This window comes from Tritonibacter mobilis (assembly GCF_001681715.1).
Classification (GTDB): domain Bacteria; phylum Pseudomonadota; class Alphaproteobacteria; order Rhodobacterales; family Rhodobacteraceae; genus Epibacterium; species Epibacterium mobile.
The window spans coordinates 37,645-60,834 of record NZ_LNWY01000011.1; the positions used below are offsets into that span (position 1 = coordinate 37,645).

Here is a 23,190-nt window from a genome sequence, read left to right on the forward strand (position 1 = left end):
CCCGGTCTGAGCATCGGGGCCAATGGAAGGAGCCGCGCCATGCATCAAATCCCGAAGGTCCAAGAGGGCTACTGCGCCTTTGGTGAGCACCAGACCTGGTATCGGGTGACGGGAGATCTGAGCAACGGCGCGCTGCCCTTGGTGGTGGCCCATGGGGGGCCGGGTTGCACCCATGATTACGTCGATGCCTATAAAGCCATTGCTGCCACAGGGCGGGCGGTGATCCATTATGATCAGCTGGGCAACGGGCGCTCGACCCACTTGCCGGAGGCTCCGGCAGAGTTCTGGACCGTAGATCTGTTTCTTGATGAGCTCGACACCTTGCTGGCGCATCTGGGGATTGTCGATGGCTATTGCCTCTTGGGGCAAAGCTGGGGCGGCATGCTGGCAGCAGAACATGCGGTGCGCCGACCTAAGGGTTTGAAAGCTTTGGTGATTGCAAATTCACCGAGTTCTTTTCCCACTTGGGTCGAAGAGGCGCTGCGCCTGCGTCGTGCGTTGCCGGGCGGGGTGCATGAGACCTTGCTCAAGCATGAAGCGACGGATGATTTCGACCACCCCGAATATCAAGCCGCGAGCGATGTCTTTTATCGCAATCATGTTTGCCGCCTTGATCCCTGGCCGCCCGAGGTGGTGGCGACCTTTGCTGCGGTGGCCGCTGATCCCACCGTCTATCACACCATGAATGGGCCGACCGAGTTTCACGTCATCGGCACTCTGAAGGATTGGACCATCGAGGATCGCCTGCACCGAATTGAGGTGCCGACGCTGGTGTTAACCGGCCGCTTTGACGAGGCCACGCCGCGCGCTGCTGAGGCCTATTCCACCCGTATCCCCGGCGCGCAATGGCTGATCCTCGGCCAGTCCAGCCATATGCCACATGTGGAGGAGCATGCGCTCTGTATGCAGGTGGTGTCATCTTTCTTGGACCGGAGCACAAAATGATCCGTTTTGCCGCAATTCAGATGTGTTCGACAGCGGATGTTGCTGCGAACAATACATCGATCGAGGTGCTCGTGCGCGAGGCCGCAGGGCAGGGCGCACGCGTGATCAGCCTGCCGGAGGCCGCCAACATCCTGCTGCGCGACCAGATGGAGTATCCCGCGCGCTGCCTCCCAGAAGCTGAGGACAGCACGCTTGCGCTCTGTCAGGCGCTGGCGCAGGAACTGGGTGTCTGGCTCCACACCGGATCATTGTTGCTGCGCGCCGAAGAAGGCAGCCGTATTTGGAACCGCGGCCATATGATTTCACCCACAGGGGCGATCACGGCGCGTTATGACAAGCTGCATACATTCGACGTGGCGCTGGGCGGGGCGGGCGATTTCATCGAGAGCCGCGCGGTGGCACCGGGGCAGCGCGGTGCTATCACCTGCGAGGCGGACGGGCTGAAGCTGGGCCTGTCGATCTGTTATGATCTGCGGTTTTCCTATCTTTTTCGGGCACTGGCCAGCGCGGGCGCTTCGGTCCTGATGATCCCTGCCTCCTTTTCACCGATCACCGGCCCCTTGCACTGGGAGCCGCTGCTGAAAGCCCGCGCCATCGAGACCGGGTCTTATGTGGTGGCGGCGGCGCAATCTGGCACCCGTGACGGGCTGCGCACCCATGGTCAGTCGCGGATCATCTCCCCCATGGGCGAGGTGCTGGCCGCCGCAGGGGATGAGCCGGGCGTGATCTGCGCCGAGATTGATTTGGCCGAGGTCACCGAGACCCGCCGCCGCCTGCCAGTGCTTGCACAGACCCGCGAGATCGGCGAGGTGAGCCATGAGGCGTGAAGTGCCCAAATTTTGCGTTGATTTTTCGGGGCTTGGCACCGGACTTACCCCCTTATTTCGATCACGAGGTCTCGTATGACATCTGATGCTGAATCAAAGGCGCTGGCGACGTGTCAGCTGACCGACAGCCCTTGGCGCTACGCGTTTCAGGTGGCCGAGGCCCCGGATGCGCCGCTGGTCATCGCGGCGCATGGAAGTGATCGCGACATCCGGGGCTTGCTCGACGGGGTGGCGCTGGAGGGGCAGGTGTCGGTTCTTGCGCCTTTGTTCCCGGCAGAGATCGACGGCGAAAATACTGGCGATGACTACAAATTTCTGACCGGGGGTGGTGCGGATTATCTGGTTCTGATGGACCGCATTCTTGCGGATGCGCTGACGCGGCTCAATGGCAGGCCCCGCCAGATCTGGTTGTTCGGGTTTTCGGGTGGGGCGCAATTCGCGCAACGCTACGCGCTGTTTCGCGCGGCCCAACTGGACGGGCTAATCCTTGCAGCGCCCGGTGGAGTGACGCTCTTGCGCGCGGATGTGGACTGGTGGCCGGGGCTGCGTGGTGCAGCGCGGGCCGTGGGGGCAGAGGTGGATTTCGAAGCGCTCAAAACACTGCGCACGGCAATCCTTGTCGGTGCGGAAGATCGCGCCGCTGGCATGGTCTCGCGCGCGGAGGGCACAAAATTCGGGGCGCGTGACGCAGGCCTTGCCGGAGATACCCGCATCGACAAGGCGCGCGCGTTGCGCGACAGCCTGAGCGCCCATGGTGCACCAGTGACTTACACAGAACTTCCCGGTGTGGGGCATAAGCTTGCCCCCTGCACTGAGGCCGCCGCAGTGATCCTGCGCGATTGGCTGACCCAAGAACAAGCAAGCACTCTTCCAACATCCGACAGGAGACACAGATGACAGGTTTCTGGATCACTGGCACGGCAGCCCTGTTTGCCGCAGGTGTGGCGCAGGCACAGTCCATTCCCGAGGGCTACCCCGCCGATTATGCAGAACTGATCAGCGCAGCCGAGACTGAGGGCTCTCTGCTGATCTATACCAATCTTTCCAACACCAACCTCGGCCCCGTCGTCGAAGCCTTTGCAGAGGCTTACCCCAACATTACCGTGGAAACGATCGAGATGGGCCCCTCTGAGGCCTTCTCGCGCTATGAGGCTGAGGTGGGCACCGGTGTTGAAAGCGCTGATCTGATCATCGCCAATTCGATCCCCGACTGGATTCGCGCGGTCGAGGAAGGCGTCATTGCCGATTATGCCTCGCCCGAACGGGCGAACCTGCCGGAATGGTCCTATCCCGAACCGGGGCTTTATACATTCTCTGCCGATCCGATGGTGACGATCTACAACAAAATCACCGTGCCCGAAGAGCTGCAGGTCAGCTCTATGGAGGAGTATTTTGCCAATATCACCGCGCATCCTACGGTTTTTGAGGGCAAAGTAGGCACCTATGATGGGCGCTACGCCTTTGGTGGTTCCATAGGCTATGCCTTCACTCAGCATCACGGCGATGCGGCGTGGAACTGGTTTGCCGCGGCCGGGCCATTGACCCGTCCGGGGGGCGGTGCTGGTGGCATGATCGAGCGCACGTTGACGGGCGAGTTGTCCTCGTCGTTCTTCGTCTCCGGCCCGGTGGTCTTTGGCAAGATGAAAGACGGGCTGGAAGCCGTTCTGGGCTGGACCTTTCCCTCTGATGGCACGCCAGTGTTCCTGCGTGGCATGGGCATCACCGAGAGCGCGCCGAATGCAGCGGCGGCACGGGTGTTCCTTGATTTTGTGCTCTCCGAGCCGGGCCAGCAGGCCGTAAGCGCCGGCAGCCTCACGGCTTATCGTCCGGGTGTCGCACCCGAGGACGAGGATGCCTATGCGCTGGATGACGTGATCAAGGCCATCGGTGGTGCCGAAAACCTCATCCTGATCGATTACGATCCGGAAATGGTCGCAGGTTTCAAGGCCTTCAACGCCCGCTGGGGCGAAGCCTTCAACATGTAATCTCTCCGGGGCCGATGGGCATAAATGCAATCGGCCCCGTCTGAAAGGACCTCTCCCCCATGGCATTTCTGTCTCGGACCGGCCCCCATCACGGCACGGCCTCCCCGCCGCCGTTTGACCGGGCGCGGCTCATTCAATGGCTGATTTTTCTGGTCACGGCCTCGCTGATGCTGGCCCCTGCGCTGCCTATCCTGTTGCAGGTGGTCGTTGATCGCCCCCTCTATGCGGATGACTGGCAGTTCACCCTTGGCAATATTGCGCAGATCTTTCAGTCAGAGCGCATTGGCCGCATTGCGCTGACCACCGGGCTGTTTGCGCTCTTTAGTGTGATTATCGCCGAGGTGCTGGGTATCGCCGCCGCGCTGCTGATCGGACGGACGGACATGCCGGGCCGCAAGGTCATGGGCGATGTCTTGATGTGGCCGCTCTATCTGTCGCACCTTATCTTTGCGCTGGGCTGGGTGATCATCTACGGCCCCTCAGGATTTGTGACGCAGTTGATCGCCCAAAGCACCGGAGAAGCGCCGTGGAACCTCTATTCCATTGCGGGCATGTCGGTGGTGGCCGGAATCAGTCAGGCTCCGCTGGCCTATCTCTACTGTCTTTACGGGGCGGTGCGGTCAGTGGATTCCACACTGGAGAGTGCCGCGCGCACCACGGGCGCCGGTCCACTGCAAGTGCTGCGCAAGGTGACGCTGCCGCTGATGATTCCGTCGATCATCACCTCAACGGCGCTCAATCTGGTGATTGCGGTGGAAACCCTGTCGATCCCGCTGTTTCTGGCCCGACCGGCGCGGATCGATACCCTGTCGACCTTTCTCTATGCCGAAGGCATCGCGGCCTCCAATCCCAATCACGGGCTGGTTGCGGCCTCATCGCTTCTGTTGATGACGCTGGTTGGCTCCACGCTGATGCTGCAACGCATGCTGCTGCGCCATGGCCACCGCTATGAGACCGTAAAGGGCAAGGGCTCGCGCCCGATGGTGCTGGGACTGGGCAAGTTGCGCTGGCCGCTGGCGATCCTGTTCGCAACGGTGCTGATAACCACCGTGGTTGTGCCGATTGCGGGCATCATCTTGCGGGCCTTCACCTCCTTCCTGTCGCCATTGGTGCCGGTGTCCAAGGTGCTGACGCTCAACAATTTTGATAAGCTCTTTGCAGATGAGGCCAACATCCGCGCGATCTGTAATACGGTCGAAATCGCGCTGCTGTCTGCGGGGTTGGGCACGTTGCTGGCGGTGGCGGTGGCGCTGGTGATCCAGCGATCCGATTTTCGCTTTGCCGGCACGCTGGAGGCATTGGCCTATTCGCCGCGTGTGGTGCCGGGCATGATCACCGGTCTTGGCGTGTTCTATGCTGCGGTGATCCTGCCGCCGATGGGCTGGCTTCGCGGTAATATCGGGATCATCGTGGTGGCCTATGTGATGGCGACCCTGCCGCTGGCGATGGGCGTGATCCAGCCTGCGATTGTGCAGATCGGGCGGGATCTCGACCGGGCGGCGCGCACGGTGGGGGCGGATTGGAGCGATGCCATGCGCTTCATTCTGTTGCCTCTGCTGAAACCGGCGCTGTTGGGCAGTTTCATTCTGCTTTTTGTGTTCCATCTCAAATCCTACATCATCGCCATCTTCCTGATGGCACCGGGGCTGGAGGTCATGGGCGTGTCGATGCTGTCGCTCTGGACCAATGGTGACGTGGGCGTGCTGGCGGCCTTTGCCACCTTCCAGATCGTGCTGGTCGCCACGCTGCTGCTCCTCGCCCGTTTCCTCTTCAAGGTTAAGATCTATGACTGAACTTGTTCTCTGTGACGTGTCTCGCCGCTATGGCGCGGCGCTGGCCATCGACTCGCTGAACCTCACGGTGTCTGAAGGCGAATTCTTGACACTGCTTGGTCCCTCGGGCTGCGGCAAGTCCACCACGCTGGCCTCCATCGCCGGACTGGACCAGCCGACCGGCGGGCGGATCACCTTTGGTGATCGGGTGCTGGTGGATGCGGATACAGGCGCCTATCTGCCACCCGAAGCGCGCGGGTTTGGCGTGGTGTTCCAGAGCTACGCGCTCTGGCCGCATATGACAGTGGAAAACAACGTCGCCATGTCGCTCAAATTGCGCAAAGTCCCCAGTGCCGAGCGCAAAAAGCGGGTGGCCGAGGCGCTGGATCTGGTGGAGCTGGGCGGCCTGGCGAAACGCTATCCGGGCGAGCTTTCTGGGGGCCAGCAGCAACGGGTTGCACTGGCGCGCGCGATTGTCTTCCGCCCGCCGCTGCTGCTGCTGGATGAACCGCTGTCCAACCTTGATGCGCAGTTGCGCCAGCAGGCGCGGGTCTGGCTCAAGGATATTCAGCGCGAGCTGGGCCTGACGACGATCTACGTGACCCATGATCAGGACGAGGCGCTGGCCATGTCGGATCGCATTGTGGTGATGCGCGGTGGCAAGGTGATCCAGCTTGGCACCCCCAAAGATATCTACCGCGACCCGCAGCATCCTTTTGCAGCGAGCTTTATCGGCAATGCGAACCTGCTGGAGGTGTCCGGCGGCGCGGTGGCAGAGCCGGGAGCTTGCACTGTTACGTTGGCCGATGGGCAGCCGATCCATGGCCGTGTGCCGGTGGGCGGGCTGGTCTCGGGCAAGCAGTTGCTGGCGGTGCGCCCCCATCTGATCCGCCACGAGGCCTGCGCAGATGCGTCGGAAATCACTGTCGAGTTCGGCGCCGAGAGCTATCTTGGCGATCATTTTGAACAGGACGTGCATGTGGCCGGGATCACCCTGCGCCTGAGCGTCGAAGAGCCACAGCCGCGCGGTACCGGGCGCATCTGGATTCGTCAGCAGGACGCGGTGGTGTTTTGTGCGGATAGCTGAGCTGGGTGATTGAGATCCGAGAGAAATCTGCCCGCGGTGCTTTAAGCACGGCGGGCAGTTTCATTTTCAAGCTATTGCTTGGGCGGCGGCGAGGCCAGAACCGGGGCAAGGCTGTCGACAAAAACATCCATGAAATCGCGCACGACCCGTGGCACGCTGACGGCGCTGGGGAAAAGGATCGACAACCGGTGGTGAATTTTGGGCTCGAACGGCTTGATAATAATGCCAGAATCGCGAAACCCTTCGGCATCGAGCGCGCTCACCACAGACGCGCCGATACCTTCGCGCACCATCAGGCAGGCAGATGTGAACTGCCGCACCTCCACAAGGCTGTTCATCTCGGTCTCATATTCAGCAAAGGCGCGCGAAAGGCGGCGATAAAAGCCGCTGTTGCGCCGTGTGTGGATGAGTTTCTCTTCGGCGAGATCACGCGGTGTAATGACGGGCTTGTGCGCGAGCGGATGCCCTTTGGGCAGAATGCAGGCGGAACGCACAAAGAGATCAATGCTCTCGGTTGCCGGGTGACCGGCAAAATCATCGGTGATGCCGCAGTCGTACTGCTCACCAATGATCCATTCCAGAATGCGCTCGGGGCGATCCGGCTCCAGCGCCACGGTGACGCCGGGGCGTTCTTTTAGAAATCGTGCAAGGATCTGTGGCAGGTGCGAGGTGGCAAAGCCGGGCAGGCAGGCAATCCGCATGTGTCCGCCGGTGCGCTCCTTGAGATCGCGGCGCAGATCTTCGAGGTGATCCAGACCCGCTAGGATGCGGCGCACCTCGGTCAACAAGTGCCGAGAATCGCTTGTGGGTTCCAAAATTCCGCGACGGCGCTGGAACAATTCGAGGTCCATCGAGGCGGAAAAATCAGAAATCAACCGGCTGACAGCGGGCTGTGAAATCCCCAGCATCTCTGCCGCTTTGGTGATGCTTCCGGTCTCCGCGACTGCTTTGAAAGCCTGAAGTTGGCGTAATTTGAACTGCACTCTTGCATCCTTATTGCGGTTGATGGTCGAGGGGTGATGAGATGTTTATAATATTGTGTTATGACATTGTTGTGAAACTTTCACTTGAATTATGTTCTTTCCTGTCAAATGCTGCCCGCGAATGACCTGAGGAGGATAAAACGATGGGTGTTTCAAAAATCGCATTGACCTGCGCCTTGGCAACGGGCCTGACCGCCGGTGCCGCTTGGGCCGAGACTGAAATTCAGTGGTGGCACGCCATGGGCGGTGCCAATGGCGAGCGCGTGGACAAGATCGCGGCCGACTTCAACGCCAGCCAGTCCGACTACAAGATCGTGCCCACCTACAAGGGCAACTACACCGAAACCATGACCGCTGCCGTGGCGGCCTTCCGCGCCGGTGAGCAGCCGCATCTGGTGCAGGTGTTCGAGGTCGGCACCGCCACCATGATGGCCGCCAAGGGTGCGATCTACCCGGTCGAGCAGATGATGGCCGACGCGGGCGAGCCGTTTGACAAATCCGACTATCTGCCGGCGGTGATCTCCTACTACCAGACCCCCGAGGGTGAGTTGCTGTCGATGCCCTTCAACAGCTCCACCCCGGTGATGTGGTACAACGCCGACGCGCTGGAGGCTGCGGGCGTTGATGTCCCCGAAACATGGGATGACGTCAAAACCGCCGCACAGGCGCTGGTCGACAACGGCATGGAATGCGGCCTGTCCTTTGGCTGGCAGTCCTGGGTGATGATCGAGAACTTCTCCGCGTGGCACAACATGGAGATGGGCACCAAGGAAAACGGCTTTGCCGGGTTTGACACCGAATTTGTGTTCAACAACGACAAGGTTGAGGCCCGCCTGGACGACATCGCCTCCATGAGCGAGGGCAACCTGTTCAAATACGGTGGCCGTCGCGGCGACAGCCTGCCGCTGTTCACCAATGGCGAATGCGGCATGTGGATGAACTCTTCGGCCTATTACGGCTCCATGGTGGAACAGGCGAAGTTCAAGTTCGGCCAGACCATGCTGCCGCTCGACACCTCCGTCGCGGATGCGCCGCAGAACTCCATCATCGGTGGCGCGACCCTCTGGGCGCTGGCCGGTCACGAAGCTGAGGAATACAAAGGTCTGGCGAAATTCATGACCTATCTGTCCTCGGCTGAGGTGCAGGCTTGGTGGCATCAGGAAACCGGCTATGTTCCGATCACCACTGCCGCCTATGAACTGAGCAAGGAGCAGGGTTTTTATGACAAAAACCCCGGCACCGACACTGCGATCAAACAGCTGAGCCTCAACACGCCGACTCCGAACTCTCGCGGCATTCGTTTTGGTAACTTCGTGCAGGTGCGCGACGTGATCAACGAAGAGCTCGAAGCGCTCTGGGCTGGTGACAAGACCGCTGCCGAGGCGCTTGATACTGCGGTGGAACGCGGCAACGCACTTCTGCGTAAGTTCGAACGCTCCGTGAAGTAATCGCCCACGGCTCTCCCCGGTCTTGCAGTGATGCAGGGCCGGGGAGGGCCGATTTTTATCCTTTTCCAGAAAGGACCCCGAGGCGCCTATGCTGAAACGCGTCCATTTCCCCTCATCCCTGTTGCCCTACCTGCTGGTCGCGCCGCAAATCGCGATCACTTTGGTGTTTTTCATCTGGCCCGCCAGTCAGGCGGTCTATCAGTCGTTCCTCATTGAGGACGCCTTTGGTCTGTCGACCGAATTCGTCTGGTTCGAGAACTTCGAGCTATTGTTCGAGGACGACATCTACCTGGCCACCTTTGGCCGCACGATCTTCTTCTCCGCTGCCGTGGCGATCCTGTCGATGTCGATGGCGCTGATCCTTGCTGGCTTTGCCGACCGGGTCGTGCGCGGGGCGACGGCCTATCGCACACTCCTGATCTGGCCCTACGCTGTAGCGCCGGTTCTGGCGGGTGCGCTGTGGGTGTTCATGTTCAACCCGACGCTGGGGATCTTCCCCTATATCCTCGATTTTGTTGGCGTGGACTGGAACCACTATCTCAACGGCAATCAGGCGATGGCGCTGGTGGTCTTTGCCTCCGCATGGAAGCAGATCGCCTATAACTTCCTGTTCTATCTTGCCGCGATGCAGTCGATCCCGCGCTCGGTGATCGAGGCCGCCGCCATTGATGGCGCAGGCCCGATCCGCAGGTTCAAGGATTTCATCTTCCCGCTGGTGTCGCCGACCACGTTTTTCCTGTTGGTTATCAACGCGGTCTATGCGTTTTTTGAAACCTTCGGCATCATCCACGCGGTGACGCAGGGCGGTCCTGCAAACTCCACCACCATCCTCGTCTACAAGGTGTTCAACGATGGCTTTGTCGGCCTTGATCTGGGTGGCTCTGCCGCGCAGTCGGTGATCCTGATGGTGCTGGTCATTGCCATGACCGTGGTTCAGTTCCGCTTTGTCGAGAGAAGGGTGCAGTACTGATGGTTGAAAATCGACCCATCCTGAACATCGTCAGCCACATTGTCCTGATCCTCGGCATCGCCATCGTGGCGCTGCCGATCTGGATCACCTTTGTGGCCGCCACCCATGATGCGGTGCGCATGACACAAGCGCCGATCCCGCTCCTGCCGGGCAGTCATTTCTGGGAAAACTTCCAGCAAACGCTCTGGGGCTCCGGCCTGTCGGGCACCGAGATTGCCCCGGTCTGGCGGATGCTTCTGAACTCTCTGGCGATGGCGATGATGATCTCGCTGGGCAAGATCGCGATTTCGCTGATCTCGGCCTTTGCCATCGTCTATTTCAAGTTCCCGTTCCGCATGGGGTTCTTCTGGCTGATCTTCATCACCCTGATGCTGCCGGTTGAGGTGCGCATCCTGCCCACGTTTGAGGTGGTCGCGGATCTCGGCATGCTCAACAGCTATTGGGGGCTGTCGGTGCCGCTCATCGCCTCGGCCACCGCGACATTTATGTTCCGGCAGGTGTTCCTGACCATCCCGGACGAAATGCTCGAAAGCGCAAGGATCGATGGGGCAGGGCCGATGCGGTTCTTCTGGGACATCGTGATCCCGCTCAGCCGTACCAATATCGCGGCGCTCTTTGTGATCCTGTTCATCTACGGCTGGAACCAGTACCTCTGGCCGCTGCTGATCACCACCGACACCGACATGACCACCATTGTCATGAGCATCAAACAGATGCTGGAGGCCGCAGAGCAATCCCCGCAATGGAACATCATCATGATGACGGCCCTTCTGGCGATGATCCCGCCGGTCTTTGTCGTCGTCGCAATGCAGAAGCTCTTTGTTCAGGGCCTCACCGAGACAGATAAATAGGCATCCCACATGGCAAGCATTACCCTCAAGGATCTGGTGAAATCTTACGGTGACACCGAGGTCCTGCATCACATCGACGGCGCGATCAACGATGGCGAGTTCGTCGTCATCGTCGGCCCGTCGGGCTGCGGTAAATCCACCCTCCTGCGGATGATTGCGGGGCTGGAGACCGTGACCTCTGGCGACATTCAGATTGGCGACCGGGTGGTCAACAATCTGGAACCCGCCAACCGTGACATCGCGATGGTGTTTCAGAACTACGCGCTCTATCCGCATATGTCGGTGCGTGAAAACATGGGCTACGGCCTGAAGATCCGCGGCAACAGCAAGGCCGACATCAACCGCCGCGTTGAAGAAGCCGCCGCGATCCTCGAAATCGGGCCTTATCTTGACCGCAAGCCCCGGCAATTGTCGGGCGGGCAACGGCAGCGGGTCGCCATGGGGCGCGCCATTGTGCGTGATCCGCAGGTGTTCCTGTTTGACGAACCACTCTCCAATCTGGATGCCAAGCTGCGGGTGCAGATGCGCCTTGAGATCCGCAAGCTGCAACAGCGCCTTGGCGTGACCTCGATCTACGTGACCCACGATCAGGTGGAGGCGATGACGCTGGGCGACCGGCTGATGGTGCTGAATGGCGGCTATGTCGAACAGTTCGGCACGCCCATTGAACTTTATGACCGCCCCGCCACGCTCTTTGTCGCGGGCTTCATCGGCTCTCCGTCGATGAACTTCCTGCCTGCCGAGGTCGCCTCGGGCATGGTGACGCTGGCCAATGGCGCGCGCCTTGCGGGTGGGGGCACCGCTTCGGGCAAGGTGACGCTGGGCCTGCGCCCGGAACACCTGATCGCCGATGAGACGGGTCCCATCGAGATCAATGTGCAGCTTTGCGAACAGCTGGGTGCGATCACATTGCTGCATGGCCATCTAAGCGGCACTGATGTGGAATGTGTGGCCAGCATGCCCGGTCACGTATCCGCCGCGCCCGGAACGCTGATGCGCTTTGCCATTGCGCCAGAACATCTGCATATGTTCGACACGCAGAGCGGTAAACGAGTGGACGCATGAGTCATTTTCCCCAAATCGACGCCTATCGTGGCGAAGCTGGGCTGATCCGAGTGATCGGCCATCGTGGTGCCCGTGGTGTCATGCCTGAAAACACGCTGGAGGGCTTTCGCTTCACCTTCGATATCGGCGTCGACGCGCTGGAGTTCGATGTGGTGCTGTCCTCGGACGGTGTGCCGGTGATCACCCACAATCACGCGCTGTCGCCAGCGGCGGTGCGCGATGCCGGGGGCGCTTGGATCGCACAGGACGACATTCAGGTCGCGGATCTGCCCTTGAGCGAGTTGCGCCGCCTCGATGTGGGTGGGCTCGACAGCCGGTCCACCTATGGGCGGCGGTTCCCCGATCAGGCGTTTTTGAGCGGGGTTCGCATCCCCACGCTTGCTGATCTCTGCGCGCTGGTGAAAGAGCCGCAATATGACCACGTTGCCCTGCTGCTGGAGCTCAAGACCGATCTGAGCGATCCGGATATCGCGGCAATCCGCGTGCAGCAGGTCTCGGCGGTGGTGGAGGTCGTGCGCGCCCATGGGCTGAGCGCGCGCACTGCGCTGCATAGTTTCGATTGGGCGCTTCTGGACGAATGCCGCCGTCAGGCCCCGGAGATGCCAACCTCCTATCTGTCCGAGGCCCCGCGCAGAACAGAAGGCGAGCAACCAGCAGGTGTCACCGATGTGACTGCCCTGCCTGAAGTGGTCGCCAAAGCCGGTGGTCAGATGTGGTGTCCGTGGTTTCAGGATGTCACGCCGGAGCTGTTGGCACAGGCCCGCGCGCTGTCGCTTCCGGTCACCGTCTGGACTGTCAATGAGACCGCCGATATCGAAGCGATGATTGATGCCGGTGTTGATGGGATCGTGACGGATTATCCGGGCCGGGTGCAGCGTCTCTTGCTGGAGCGCGGCCTGCGCTGGAGCGAACGTGTCCCGACACCCGCCATCGCGACATGAGGGATATGAGCACAATGATCGGCACCGACTGGGCGTTTCAACGATATGAGAGCGTGCGCGCGACACTGCCGGATGCACGTTTTGCCGCTGCGTCGCATGAGGGGCGGGATCTGGGCGATACCGTCGATGACTATGATGCCTATATTCTTGATGCCTTTGGCGTGCTGAACCGAGGCGAGACCGCCATCGACGGCGCGGTCGAACGCATGGCAGCACTGCGCGCCTTGGGCAAACGGCTGGTGGTGCTGACCAATGCCGCCAGCTACACGCGCGCAGAGGTGCTGGCCAAATATCACCGGCTTGGCTTTGATTTCACCGCATCCGAGGTGGTTTCCAGCCGCGACGTGGCCTTTGCCGGGCTGCCGACGCTGCCCGAGGGCACTTGCTGGGCTGCGGCAGCGGCGCAGGAAGATGACTTTAGCGATGCGCCTTTGGGCGTGCAGATTGCACATCTCGCGGACAACCCGGACCTGCTGCACACCGCCGGGGGCTTTTTGCTGCTGTCATCCGCGCGCTGGGATGAGGCCGACACACGCGCACTGACCGACGCGCTGCTGGAAAATCCGCGCCCGCTGGTGGTGGCCAACCCTGATCTGGTGGCCCCGCGCGAAGAGGGCCTGTCGCTGGAGCCGGGCCTTATCGCGCATGACATCACCGAACGCACCGGCGGCAAGGCGATGTTCTTTGGCAAGCCCTTTGGCAATGCCTTTGACACCGCGTTGGCGCGGCTGGCGGACATTCCCCGCGCCCGTATCGCCATGGTGGGGGATACGCTCCACACGGATGTGCTGGGTGGCGCTGCGGCGGGGATCGGATCTATTCTGATCACCGATCACGGGCTGTTCAGCGGCCATGATGTCGCGCCTTACATCGAGAAGAGCGCAATTCGACCGAGCTGGATCGTCGCAACGACGTAATCTCGTCAAAAAACGTCGGACGAAGGTTCGACCATACGCGAGGGCGGAACACAGGATTGACGGCATTTTTGATACAGATCGCGGGCGCGGCAGCGCTCTTGCTGTGGGCGGTGCGACTGGTGCGCACCGGTGTGGAGCGTGCGTTTGCCACGCAACTCAGACAAGGCCTGAGGCGGGCATCGGATAACCGGCTGCTGGCGGCGATCTCTGGGCTGGTGTCGGCCATGCTGCTACAAAGCTCTACTGCCGTTGCGATGCTGGTCTCAAACTTTGCCAGCAAAGGCGCGCTGAGTGCTGCCGTGGGGGTGGCGATGCTGCTCGGTGCGGATCTCGGGTCCGCATTGGTGGCGCAGATCCTGCTGGCCCGTCCCGGCATATTGGTGCCTGCACTGCTGCTGGTAGGGGTTGCCCTGTTCTTGCGCAGCAACCAGCGCAAGCTGCGCCAGACTGGCCGCATCCTGATCGGACTGGCGCTGATCTTTGTCTCGCTTGATATGCTGCGCACGGCCACGGCACCGATTATCCAGAGCGACGGCGCAGTGGCCGTCCTTGGCTATCTCGACAGTGATTTGCTGACCGCCTTCCTACTGGGTGCAGTCTTTGCGTGGGTGGTGCATTCCAGCGTTGCAGCCATCCTGCTGTTTGTAACCATGGTGGCGCAGGGGGCGCTGCCGCCGATGGCAGCGATGGCAATGGTTCTGGGGGCCAACCTTGGTGGCGCCATGATCGCATTTGTGCTGACCTTGGCGGCCGATGTGCGCGCCCGCCGTATCGTGAGCGCCAATCTCGCGCTGCGCGGTGGTGGCGCCTTGGCTATGCTGCTTGCGCTCAATTTGGATGCGCTTGATCCCACATGGCTGGGGCAGGGCGCGGCGGTACAGGTGATGGGGCTGCATCTGGCCTTTAACCTTGCGTTGTGCCTGCTGGCGCTGCCGTTTGTCGGCCTCATTGCTCGCATGAGCAAAGGCGTGATGCGTGATCCCAACGTTCAGTCGCTGGGGCGCGGGATGAGTGCCTTGGACCCCGCCGCCCTTGAAGATCCGCCGCGCGCACTTGGCTGCGCTGCGCGGGAACTGTTGCGGATGGGGGAGGTCATCGAGAAAATGCTGGTCGCCGCCATGGGCCTTTATGAGGTCTGGGACGACCGCGTCGCCAGTGCGATCCGTGACGAGGACAAAGCGCTGCGACAGATGCATCTGGACCTCAAACTCTATTTGGCGGGGATGAACCGTCACAAGCTGGATGACAGTGCCGTCAATGGCGCGATTGAGGCGTCGCTGATGGCGGCCAACCTTGAGGCCGCCGCCGATCAGGTGGCGCGAAAAATGACCGATCTGGCCCGCAAACTGTCGCATGAGGGGATCAGCTTTTCCAAAAGTGGCAAGCAGGAGATCGACGATTTTATGGACCGCATTCAGGCCAACGTACAACTGGCGCTGACGGTGATGATGACGCGCAACCCTGATGATGCACGCGAGTTGGTTGCTGAGAAGGAAAGCATCCGCACTGCAGAGCAGAGACTACAAAGCAAACACCTGACACGCCTGCGCGAAGGCGTGAGCGAAAGCATTGAGACCAGCGCCATTCATCAGGAAACCTTGCGCATCCTGAAACAGGTCAATACCTCCTTTGCGATGGCAGGCTATCCGATCCTCGATGAATCCGGTGATTTGCTCTCAAGCCGTTTGTCCTCACAAGGGTAGCAATCGGCAGCCCCTTTGGTATCGGGCTGGAACGGGCGCGGACCTGCACCTGCGTGGTGTGCATTCAATAAGGATTTGAAAATGAGAGATTTCCCCAAGATCTGGTTCTTGCGGCATGGTCAGACCGAATGGAACGCTGAACAGCGCGTGCAGGGGCAACTGGAATCTGATCTGACAGAATTGGGCATCGCGCATGCGCATCGGCAGGCGGAGTTGATGGCGCCTATTCTGCGTGATCAGCGACCGCCCTGTCTTGTCTCGCCGCTGCGCCGCGCCCAGCACACGGCGCGTATCGCACTTGGCACGCAGAGCTTTGTGACCGAGCCTGCATTGGCAGAAGTCTATGCAGGCCAGTTTCAGGGGCTTACCCTTCAGGAAATCGCCGCGCGCTATCCTGAAATCGATGCCCGCGTTGACACCCACCTCGATCTGTTTTGCGCCGCGCCCGAAGGCGAGGGATTTGCCGCGCTGCACGACCGCATTCTGGGCCTCTTGCAGCGTCTGGAAGCCCCAACCGTATTGGTTGCGCATGGGCTGCTGGGGCAGGTGGTGCGTGGCTTGATATGCGGGCTGGAGCGTGACGAGATGGCGGCCCTGCCCAATGAACAGGGCTGTGTCTATGTGCTTGAAGAGGGGCGCGAAACCGTGTTGCGCTGAAGGCTGTCACATTTTCTCAAAAAACCTTGCGATGCCCTCTTGCACTTTCTCTCAGCATTCTCTAAATCCCCGCTCACCGGGTCGTTAGCTCAGTTGGTAGAGCGCTTCGTTTACACCGAAGATGTCGGGAGTTCGAGCCTCTCACGACCCACCACCTTACCTCTTGAAAACAATGAGATTTATCAAATCTCGACACTGATGTACAAAGTGTTCCTTGGTCGTGTGAACCTAGCGGTGTGCCTTCAGGTTCATAAAGTCCAGCACATTTACGGCGTCGGTCATGTGTTCCGGCAGGTAGCGACCGTAGGTCGAGAACGTGATTGCTGTGTTGCTGTGGCCTAAAACTTGGCTCACTTTTTCCAACGGCACACCACTGGCCAGCATCGTTACCGCCGCCGTGTGCCGCAGATCGTGGATCCGGACATGCCCGATCTTTGATCTGGTCACCGCACCTTGAAACCCTTTGCGGATCGACTTGATCTGCCCGCCGGCATATTCGACGACATGTTCTGAGAGGGCGGCTCGATACGCCACATCCAGCGCGGCGCGGGTGCTTGGGTTCATCGGAACGACGGCGCGGCATTTCCTGGTCTGGGAATCTTCGAGCCTCAGATTGATTGTGCCCCGGTCAAAATCTACACGGTCCCAAGTGAGATCCAGAATCGCGCCAACCCTCCCTGCGGTGCCGAGAAGCAGGATGAGAGCGATCCTAATGTGAGGTTCAATTGCACCATTTATCAGTGCGCGAGCTTCACCAGCGGAAAGGATGCGCTTGTCTGTCAGGGGTTTGGCAGGGCGCCATATCTTCGGCGCAGTTTCGATCATCCTGGTGTCGCAGGCGAATTTAAGAGCTGACCGAAGGTGGCCGAGTTCGGTGTGGACGGTGCCTTGGCTCTTCCCTGCTGCGCGGCGCAGCGTCTCGTACTCGATGCAGGTCTTTTTCACCACGTTGTCGGGGCGCAGGTGTCCGAAGTGGGGCAGAATTGCTTTCCCGGTCCACTTCATCGTCTCAGCCGTGGGCTTGCCCTCGAGGTCTTCCCGGTAGGCTTCCTAAATTTGCGCAATAGTCGGGTTCTGGGGGCGGCTCGAGAATGTGGCCGCGCGATAGACCTCTATCGCCTCGGATTCTGCTTCCTTTCTGGTGCGTGCCTCAAGTTTACGACGCACTCGCTTTCCGTCCGGCCCCGTCCAGTAGACGCACAAGCCGCCGCGCAATCTTCCAATATTGACGTCTGGCATTCGAATTCCTCTACTTCTTTTTGTGGAATGCAGATCATGCGACCGATGCGGAATCCACGCAACTCGCCTCGTTTCACCAGTTGCCGGACGGTTTCGCCGGAGCAGCCCCAGCGTTCGCCGAGTTGGTCGGGAGTGAATGGCTTGGGTTGAATGTCAGGCATCTCTTTTCTCCCGTTTCAGTGTGAGGGGCGTCATGCTGCACCTCGCTCTGCTCTCGCCCGTACAATGTCCGCCTCGGCGCCCCTCCGGCAGCTTCTTGGGGTGGGTCCATTTGCCAGGGTGTGACATCCAGCGGCGACCAGAGGGGCACAGGCACGTGCAGGGCGGGTGCATGACCGCCAGCAGATCCCAACCCTCATTAAGGATACCGTCACGGACCTCGCAGATGATGTGTCGATTGGTCCGATCCTCTGCCGGAGCAAGGTCGCAGGACCAGACGTCATGGCCGAGGGCCAGCAGAGCGCGGCGAATGGTGCTGCTGGTTTCGCAGGCGACCAGTGCTTTAGCCATTGAGGCCACCTTGCACCAAAGTCGGCGCGGGCAATTGGCCGTTGTAGGGGCAATCTGGATGGCCATCGCTACGCGCCTGAGGCGGTCTTGATCCAGCTGTTCAGGGCGCTTTGGCGGGATGTGCCGGTGCTATGAATGCCCAGCAGATCCACCAGCCAGAGCGCCTCATCATAGAGCCAAGCGTCTGACATGGGCGCAGTCATGCATCCGCCGAGGTCTGAGAATTGTTCGGACCTCTGATGCATCGGTGTCGCTCTGAGGGTCTCCGCCGCGGCATAGAGCGCAAGGGTGTTGATCTCGGCGGATGATGCGCGGGCGGTGGGCAACTTGGAGGATTGATCCGCCCGCGCCAGATCCGCACCGCGAGAGCAGTGCGAAACCTCGGGACAGTCGGCGGCGCGCAATCCTCCAACGCGCCGCATGTGTTCAGTGGTCTCGGAGGGGCGGGTGCAGGAGTTGTTGATCACGCCGCTGGAGGCATTGGGGTTGGCGCGGCCCTCGACGCTGACCAAGGCGCAGTTTGCGGTGACGCTGGGCGAGTTGCGCCAGAAGCTGGCCTATATGTCTCCAGCGAGCCTCGCGGTGCTGCGGGATTGGGTCGAGGCTCACCCGGGCGGCAAGGATAAGGATCGGTTTCCGATTGGGCTGAAGATCCTGAACAAGGCGCGCGAGATCCAACCGCCGGAGAGCGGGCCGTCGCCGCTGATGCTCAAGGTCTTCGGGCACGCGCTAGGGCAAGAGGCGACGGCCGGGAGCTGGGCTCCGGAGTTGCTGCGCTACCTGCGCGGGGCGCGGGAATGGCCGGGACGCTACACCGTTACCCAGATCCGCAATGAGGCGGATGGGGCCGCGCGGCGGAGGGCAGATATCGAAATGCGGGCAGGGCGCGGGGATCGGTTGTCGATGGAGGATGAGAGCTTTCGCGCCCGACGATCTGAAGCGCTGCAGAAATGCAAAGAGATTGCAGACCAGGTACAGCGGGATGCAGCAGCATGAGCGAGCATGTTGTGATCGCAGCATCTGATGGCGTGGCGGATCTGACCCCGGTGGCAAAGTTCATGGCGGCGCGCCAGCTGCGCCTGAAGGCGGAGGCAGATCGCATCGAGGCGGTGAAGGCCCGGGGCTATGTTCCCGAGGTCTGCAGTGATGCCATCCCCGAGGCTCCGGCCCGGGGAGCAATCCGCGTGTTCCAACCGATGAGCCTGTTTCCCGATGGTGAAAACGACTGGAAGGCCCGCCCCTCGGGATACCGTGGCCGGTCGGCCATGCAGTGCGCGGATGTGTTCGATGTGATGGCGGCCAAGGCGGCCAGCAACGGCAAGCCCGCGCCCTTCACCCGCGCGCAGGTGGCCGCAGGGCGATATTATCGGGATCTGGTCGAGCGCCACGCCTGCGCCGGAGTGCGCTGCTCCTCTGTTGAGGCCATCCGTAGCGGCGGTGGTGGCAGTGGCAGCTTCATCGATGCAGTGCTGCGGCAACGCGAAGAGATCGAGCGCATCCAAAGGCGCATCGGCACGGGTACTGCTATGGCCGTGCGCAAGATCCGCCCGTCCAAACGTGGTTCACGCGTGAACATCACGGATCGGCGGCTGGTGGATATGGTGTGTCTGGAGGACAAGCCGATCAGCGCGGTGCTGCGGGCAAATGGGTGGAGTGTGCGGGGGCAGACGTCCGGTGCGTTGCGGCAGGTTTTGGCTGAGGTGTTGGAGCGGGTAATACTTTGAAGGTGCCGCGTTTTAAGGCATTCGGTTTACATCACGAACTTAGAGCGGAGATCGCCGAATATTACATTCACGAAGTGTTCGAAAGCTAAATGAAACACTATACGATCTAGTAATCGCGTGCTCAATGTGCCGTCACGCTATGGTTGTGTCTTGCTCGCAAATATGCAATGCGGCTACCTATTGGTAGTATTTTTATTAGCAGGTATTGTTGTGAGAAGCCAAGAGAGCTTTGACTGTTGGGTGGAGACATCGGGGCAGCCAGTTAGTGAACAGGTATCGTCAACTGCCCTCCACCTCGAAGATATTTCAGATGTTGATATACCTTCGTGCAATGAAATTTCCGCTTTACGCTCGAGCTTGCCAGAGGCGCCGGCAGCTTTGCTCGCATCTCTCTACGGCCCCAGTGCGCCGAAACATGTTTACCTTCTGGTAGATGGCACTCTGCGAGCCGAAGTGGCAGGGCTGTTTGATTTAGATGTGGTCAGTGCGAATGCATCGTCACTATTCACCGATACAGTTGCCGAGAGTCTTGGTGAAGCAGGGCCATGGTTAGTGGATCTATCGATTTCTAACCAAAACGAACCTGGAGACGTGAGCCTGCTTCACGACTTTTTCGCCCGCCATTGGCCTGCAGGTTATAGCATACTTATATCTACAGATGCTTCATTCGACGCACTCCGCGGTCATCTGAAGCGCTTCATCAAGCGACCCATACTAGATGACGGTAGAGTGCTCACATTCCGCTTTTGGGATCCACGTATCTTGACCCCATTTTTAACGACAATCCAAGATGACAGAAGTCGTGCCCGCAGAATGGCGATAACCGACGAAGGGTTACCCATAGCCTACATTCTACCAAGCTCCAAAGTGCAAACAGTAGATCCAGATAATCTTGTCGCGGTTCGCATCTCTCCGGATGCTGATCTTTTGTTAGAACCGATGCGGCCATTGCGCTTGTGTTATGCAGACTTTGATGATCTTGCGCGTGAGCGGGCGATCCAGAGAAACACCCGTATTGCTGAGCGTTTGCGTCAAGACTTTGCAACAGAGTTGGAAGGGCGTCCCATTGAGCAAATTCAATTGGCCGTTCATCATGCGGTGGAGCGATTTGGGGCATTCGGTTTTCGCAATCACGCACATCTTCACTTTTTTGCAGCGTGGTCGTTGTTTTATGGTCCGGCCTTCGAGCGGAGTGATCCTACGAGGGAGTTGGAGGCCATACTAGATTCCGATGCGCACGAAACTGAGCGATTTCGCGCGTTCAGGCGAAGGTTCGAGACTTTCACCACGAAGAGGGCAGTTTGATGACGGAGACACTCGAACCTGCCTCAATTGCCGCCCGTTCTGAACGATCCGCATATGCTGAAGCTACACCGCCCAACGGTGTATGTGCCACCTGTCGCGGGCCAGTGATGGTGCGCGGCTACTATGACGACTATTGGCGTTCACCCATCACGATGTCAGAGTTCCGGATTGAAGATGCGAATGGTATCGCACTCGATGGTGGTTTGCGCCTTCAAGGGATGCCTTCCTTCGGGCGGCAGGATGGCGATGGGACCGAGGGCCTCGAAAATGAACTTGGCTATGCCGAGTTTAATGACGCACAGCGTGGCGGAGTCGTCGCCGAATTGCTTGCCGACGAAGCAGCTCTGCTAGAAGCTCAAGAATTGTCTAAGAAAATTAAAGATGATCTGCGTGCGCTGGCGATGCGAATGGAAACCTCGTTGCAGCATTGGATACGCGAATGGGAAAGTGACGGATGGTGGGGTGCAATAGGAACGTTCTTTGAAGGAGTGCGTGGTGGCGTCACGGCTTGGTGGAACGGGGAAGGTGAATTCTGGTCAGCGGTCGGAGACTGGATAGCGGGCTTGCCTGACGCGATTGGAAACACTTGGGATAGCATGACAGATGGCGCTCGCGCGCTTTGGGAAAACCGTGATCGCATCGTCGGAATGATACAGGCCTTGGCCGAAGGGGCGGTGAATACTTTCGAGCAGGGCATCGAAGCGCTGGCTGACATCGTATCAGAAATCCCTGATTTGAATGAAGTCGCAGGACTTCTCCAAGATCTCGTCCGTCGCTCAGCAGAATGGAGCGGGGCGATGATCGAGGTCGCAACACGTACAGATGTTCTGCGCGTGATGGCAGCTACTTCGCTTGGAGTGTTGATGCTTGTGCCCCCGAACTTCTGGGCGGAAGTGGTCGGTCAAGGCATAGGCTTTCTGATCCCCGAGGCAATAATTTCCGTTGTGTTTCTTCTCATCGCAGCCTTCACGGGAGGGAGTGGCGGTGCTGCCCTTGCGGCTCGGCTTACTGCCTTCGCTGCTCGGGTAACCACTCAATTGACCACTCGCGCCGCGCGCGCGGGGCGGGTTCTGGGGGATCTATTCTCAACGCTAATCGGGTTGGTGGAAAAACTCACCGATCTTGTGAAGTCCCTACTCAAAGGGCGACGGGAGCGTCGTGCAGGGACTACAGATGCAGAGATTGAAATCGAACGTAGCTCTGCGGTGCAACGCGTTCCCCCAAAAAGAAAGCCTTGGGAGCGTCAGGATTTAGATGAGGAGTGGTATGACGCTGAAACTGGGGAACTTCGTTGGCCCCCAAATGATGGCTTTGGTGCCGCTCCAACCCAAGAAACTTTAAGACCCGGAACGCGTATTGACCGGTTCAGCGGTCGCACTGGCTTGGATGATACGGGCAGGTATCTATCTCCCGAGGGCACCGATTTTGGCTCTCGTGCACTTCCCTATGACCCTTCAACGCAGCAATATGCGGTTTATGAAGTCGTTCAGGATCTCCCGGTGTCGGCTGGACAGGCTGCACCATGGTTTGGTGAGGTGGGTGGTGCAACGCAGTATATGCTCGACCGCCCATTGAACGACTTGATTAACAACGGATTTATTCGACAGGTGTATCCATGAAGACAACAATGACACTTAAAGAGATGAAGGACTACCTAGATCGCCATGGCGTCGAAGACGGCTCAGTTTATACGCATGGTGGCCTCGGTGGAGGCGATATTGACGGTATCGAGGAGATCGATGGCGTTTGGCATACATATTTCAGCGAGCGAGGTAGCAAGAATGCCTATCGGGCTTGGCCAGACGAAGAATCTGCGGTCGCGTATCTCTTGCCGAGAATTGTTGCATTGGCGAAGCAGTATCGGATTTGGACGGGATGAAATTGCAACCTACAAGGCAAGCCATCGTTCAGTATCTTCTTGAGCATGGACTGATTGAAGGCCAAGACTACACGATCGGTGGACTGCGAACTAATAAGGCGAGAAATGATCGCTCCCTTATTGGTATCGAAGAATTCAATGGCTTTTGGCGTACCTATGTGGCTGAGGAAGCCCGCAAGACAGGATATGAGCACTGGCCGTCGTTCCTCTGCGCTGCAAAACATATTATAGAGGAATACAATGGGTGAAGTTTAGCCGGAACTCGCAATGTCGCAGGATTGTTCGTGTGAGCTCGCGAAATTCTAATGATCTTGAAAACCCTGCTCTCTAAACTACACTTCCACATTCCCCCTTGACGCTGATGTCACCGGCATATCAGTAA

24 protein-coding genes, 1 tRNA gene and 1 pseudogene are annotated in these 23,190 nt (G+C 59.6%); 21 read left to right on the forward strand and 5 right to left on the reverse strand.

Features of this window, described 5'->3' with window-relative positions; translation table 11 throughout:
* Nucleotides 1–39 precede the first annotated feature (39 nt).
* From UB90_RS10975 to UB90_RS11000, 6 genes are all read left to right on the forward strand, one after another.
* Nucleotides 40–945, forward strand: a complete 906-nt coding sequence (locus tag UB90_RS10975; protein WP_065326997.1) for a proline iminopeptidase-family hydrolase — start codon at nt 40–42, stop codon at nt 943–945.
* Entirely contained in the window at nt 942–1,772 is an 831-nt protein-coding gene (locus UB90_RS10980) for a carbon-nitrogen hydrolase family protein (RefSeq protein ID WP_065326998.1), read from the forward strand. Before UB90_RS10975 ends, UB90_RS10980 begins: the two co-directional genes overlap by 4 nt.
* Before the next feature lie 75 nt (nt 1,773–1,847).
* Nucleotides 1,848–2,669, forward strand: a complete 822-nt coding sequence (locus UB90_RS10985; RefSeq protein ID WP_065326999.1) for an alpha/beta hydrolase — start codon at nt 1,848–1,850, stop codon at nt 2,667–2,669.
* The gene (locus tag UB90_RS10990) at nt 2,666–3,757 is read left to right on the forward strand and encodes an ABC transporter substrate-binding protein (protein WP_065327000.1); all 1,092 of its coding nucleotides are present in this window, start codon (nt 2,666–2,668) and stop codon (nt 3,755–3,757) included. Before UB90_RS10985 ends, UB90_RS10990 begins: the two co-directional genes overlap by 4 nt.
* Nucleotides 3,758–3,816: 59 nt before the next feature.
* Complete coding sequence (locus UB90_RS10995) at nt 3,817–5,550, forward strand: ABC transporter permease (RefSeq protein WP_065331968.1); 1,734 nt, start codon at nt 3,817–3,819, stop codon at nt 5,548–5,550.
* Entirely contained in the window at nt 5,543–6,616 is a 1,074-nt protein-coding gene (locus UB90_RS11000; protein ID WP_065327002.1) for an ABC transporter ATP-binding protein, read from the forward strand. Before UB90_RS10995 ends, UB90_RS11000 begins: the two co-directional genes overlap by 8 nt.
* A 71-nt stretch (nt 6,617–6,687) precedes the next feature.
* Here UB90_RS11000 and UB90_RS11005 read toward each other — a convergent pair whose 3' ends face one another.
* Entirely contained in the window at nt 6,688–7,599 is a 912-nt protein-coding gene (locus UB90_RS11005; RefSeq protein WP_065327003.1) for a LysR substrate-binding domain-containing protein, read from the reverse strand.
* Between the two features lie 143 nt (nt 7,600–7,742).
* On the opposite strand from UB90_RS11005, the gene ugpB reads away from it, so the two are divergent.
* The 9 genes from ugpB (at nt 7,743) to UB90_RS11050 (ending at nt 16,305) form a co-directional block, all read left to right on the forward strand.
* Nucleotides 7,743–9,047 carry a sn-glycerol-3-phosphate ABC transporter substrate-binding protein UgpB gene (gene ugpB / locus UB90_RS11010; RefSeq protein ID WP_065327004.1) on the forward strand — a complete coding sequence of 435 codons (1,305 nt, stop codon included), beginning with the start codon at nt 7,743–7,745 and terminating at the stop codon, nt 9,045–9,047.
* Between the two features lie 88 nt (nt 9,048–9,135).
* Nucleotides 9,136–10,017 carry a sn-glycerol-3-phosphate ABC transporter permease UgpA gene (gene ugpA / locus UB90_RS11015; RefSeq protein WP_005608093.1) on the forward strand — a complete coding sequence of 294 codons (882 nt, stop codon included), beginning with the start codon at nt 9,136–9,138 and terminating at the stop codon, nt 10,015–10,017.
* The gene (gene ugpE, locus UB90_RS11020) at nt 10,017–10,868 is read left to right on the forward strand and encodes a sn-glycerol-3-phosphate ABC transporter permease UgpE (protein ID WP_009179267.1); all 852 of its coding nucleotides are present in this window, start codon (nt 10,017–10,019) and stop codon (nt 10,866–10,868) included. The genes ugpA and ugpE overlap by 1 nt, the downstream gene beginning before the upstream one ends.
* A gap of 9 nt (nt 10,869–10,877) precedes the next feature.
* Nucleotides 10,878–11,933, forward strand: coding sequence for a sn-glycerol-3-phosphate import ATP-binding protein UgpC (locus UB90_RS11025; protein ID WP_065327005.1), 1,056 nt, complete (start codon nt 10,878–10,880; stop codon nt 11,931–11,933).
* Nucleotides 11,930–12,874 carry a glycerophosphodiester phosphodiesterase family protein gene (locus tag UB90_RS11030; protein ID WP_065327006.1) on the forward strand — a complete coding sequence of 315 codons (945 nt, stop codon included), beginning with the start codon at nt 11,930–11,932 and terminating at the stop codon, nt 12,872–12,874. Before UB90_RS11025 ends, UB90_RS11030 begins: the two co-directional genes overlap by 4 nt.
* A 14-nt stretch (nt 12,875–12,888) precedes the next feature.
* Nucleotides 12,889–13,791: an HAD-IIA family hydrolase gene (locus UB90_RS11035; RefSeq protein WP_204161393.1), complete on the forward strand. Its 903-nt coding sequence runs from the start codon at nt 12,889–12,891 to the stop codon at nt 13,789–13,791.
* Between the two features lie 56 nt (nt 13,792–13,847).
* A complete protein-coding gene (locus UB90_RS11040) occupies nt 13,848–15,494 on the forward strand; it encodes a Na/Pi cotransporter family protein (protein ID WP_065327008.1) in 1,647 nt (548 codons plus the stop codon).
* A gap of 81 nt (nt 15,495–15,575) precedes the next feature.
* Nucleotides 15,576–16,151 (forward strand): histidine phosphatase family protein, encoded by a 576-nt coding sequence (locus UB90_RS11045; RefSeq protein WP_005622866.1) that lies wholly within the window; start codon nt 15,576–15,578, stop codon nt 16,149–16,151.
* A gap of 78 nt (nt 16,152–16,229) precedes the next feature.
* A tRNA-Val gene (locus tag UB90_RS11050) sits at nt 16,230–16,305 on the forward strand.
* 74 nt (nt 16,306–16,379) lie between these two features.
* Here the strand turns inward: UB90_RS11050 and UB90_RS11055 are convergent.
* From UB90_RS11055 to UB90_RS11060, 4 genes and pseudogenes are all read right to left on the reverse strand, one after another.
* Nucleotides 16,380–17,156 (reverse strand): tyrosine-type recombinase/integrase, encoded by a 777-nt coding sequence (locus UB90_RS11055; protein WP_227512106.1) that lies wholly within the window; start codon nt 17,154–17,156, stop codon nt 16,380–16,382.
* A gap of 107 nt (nt 17,157–17,263) precedes the next feature.
* The gene (locus tag UB90_RS23300; protein WP_074712649.1) at nt 17,264–17,551 is read right to left on the reverse strand and encodes an excisionase family DNA-binding protein; all 288 of its coding nucleotides are present in this window, start codon (nt 17,549–17,551) and stop codon (nt 17,264–17,266) included.
* A gap of 82 nt (nt 17,552–17,633) precedes the next feature.
* Nucleotides 17,634–17,909 (reverse strand): annotated as a pseudogene (locus tag UB90_RS23095) (hypothetical protein); the annotation flags it as partial.
* Between the two features lie 59 nt (nt 17,910–17,968).
* Nucleotides 17,969–18,322, reverse strand: coding sequence for a hypothetical protein (locus UB90_RS11060; protein WP_227512107.1), 354 nt, complete (start codon nt 18,320–18,322; stop codon nt 17,969–17,971).
* Between the two features lie 25 nt (nt 18,323–18,347).
* Here UB90_RS11060 and UB90_RS11065 point away from each other — a divergent pair, with 25 nt between their 5' ends.
* The 6 genes from UB90_RS11065 (at nt 18,348) to UB90_RS11090 (ending at nt 23,056) form a co-directional block, all read left to right on the forward strand.
* The gene (locus tag UB90_RS11065) at nt 18,348–18,896 is read left to right on the forward strand and encodes a hypothetical protein (RefSeq protein WP_227512108.1); all 549 of its coding nucleotides are present in this window, start codon (nt 18,348–18,350) and stop codon (nt 18,894–18,896) included.
* Nucleotides 18,893–19,624 carry a hypothetical protein gene (locus tag UB90_RS11070; RefSeq protein WP_065327010.1) on the forward strand — a complete coding sequence of 244 codons (732 nt, stop codon included), beginning with the start codon at nt 18,893–18,895 and terminating at the stop codon, nt 19,622–19,624. Before UB90_RS11065 ends, UB90_RS11070 begins: the two co-directional genes overlap by 4 nt.
* A gap of 150 nt (nt 19,625–19,774) precedes the next feature.
* On the forward strand, nt 19,775–20,929 hold the full coding sequence (locus UB90_RS22485; protein WP_131818814.1) for a DUF4123 domain-containing protein: 1,155 nt from the start codon (nt 19,775–19,777) through the stop codon (nt 20,927–20,929).
* Nucleotides 20,929–22,548, forward strand: coding sequence for a TNT domain-containing protein (locus UB90_RS11080; RefSeq protein WP_065327012.1), 1,620 nt, complete (start codon nt 20,929–20,931; stop codon nt 22,546–22,548). The genes UB90_RS22485 and UB90_RS11080 overlap by 1 nt, the downstream gene beginning before the upstream one ends.
* Nucleotides 22,549–22,556: 8 nt before the next feature.
* Nucleotides 22,557–22,808 (forward strand): hypothetical protein, encoded by a 252-nt coding sequence (locus UB90_RS11085; RefSeq protein WP_065327013.1) that lies wholly within the window; start codon nt 22,557–22,559, stop codon nt 22,806–22,808.
* The gene (locus tag UB90_RS11090) at nt 22,805–23,056 is read left to right on the forward strand and encodes a hypothetical protein (RefSeq protein ID WP_065327014.1); all 252 of its coding nucleotides are present in this window, start codon (nt 22,805–22,807) and stop codon (nt 23,054–23,056) included. Before UB90_RS11085 ends, UB90_RS11090 begins: the two co-directional genes overlap by 4 nt.
* Nucleotides 23,057–23,190: the final 134 nt, after the last annotated feature.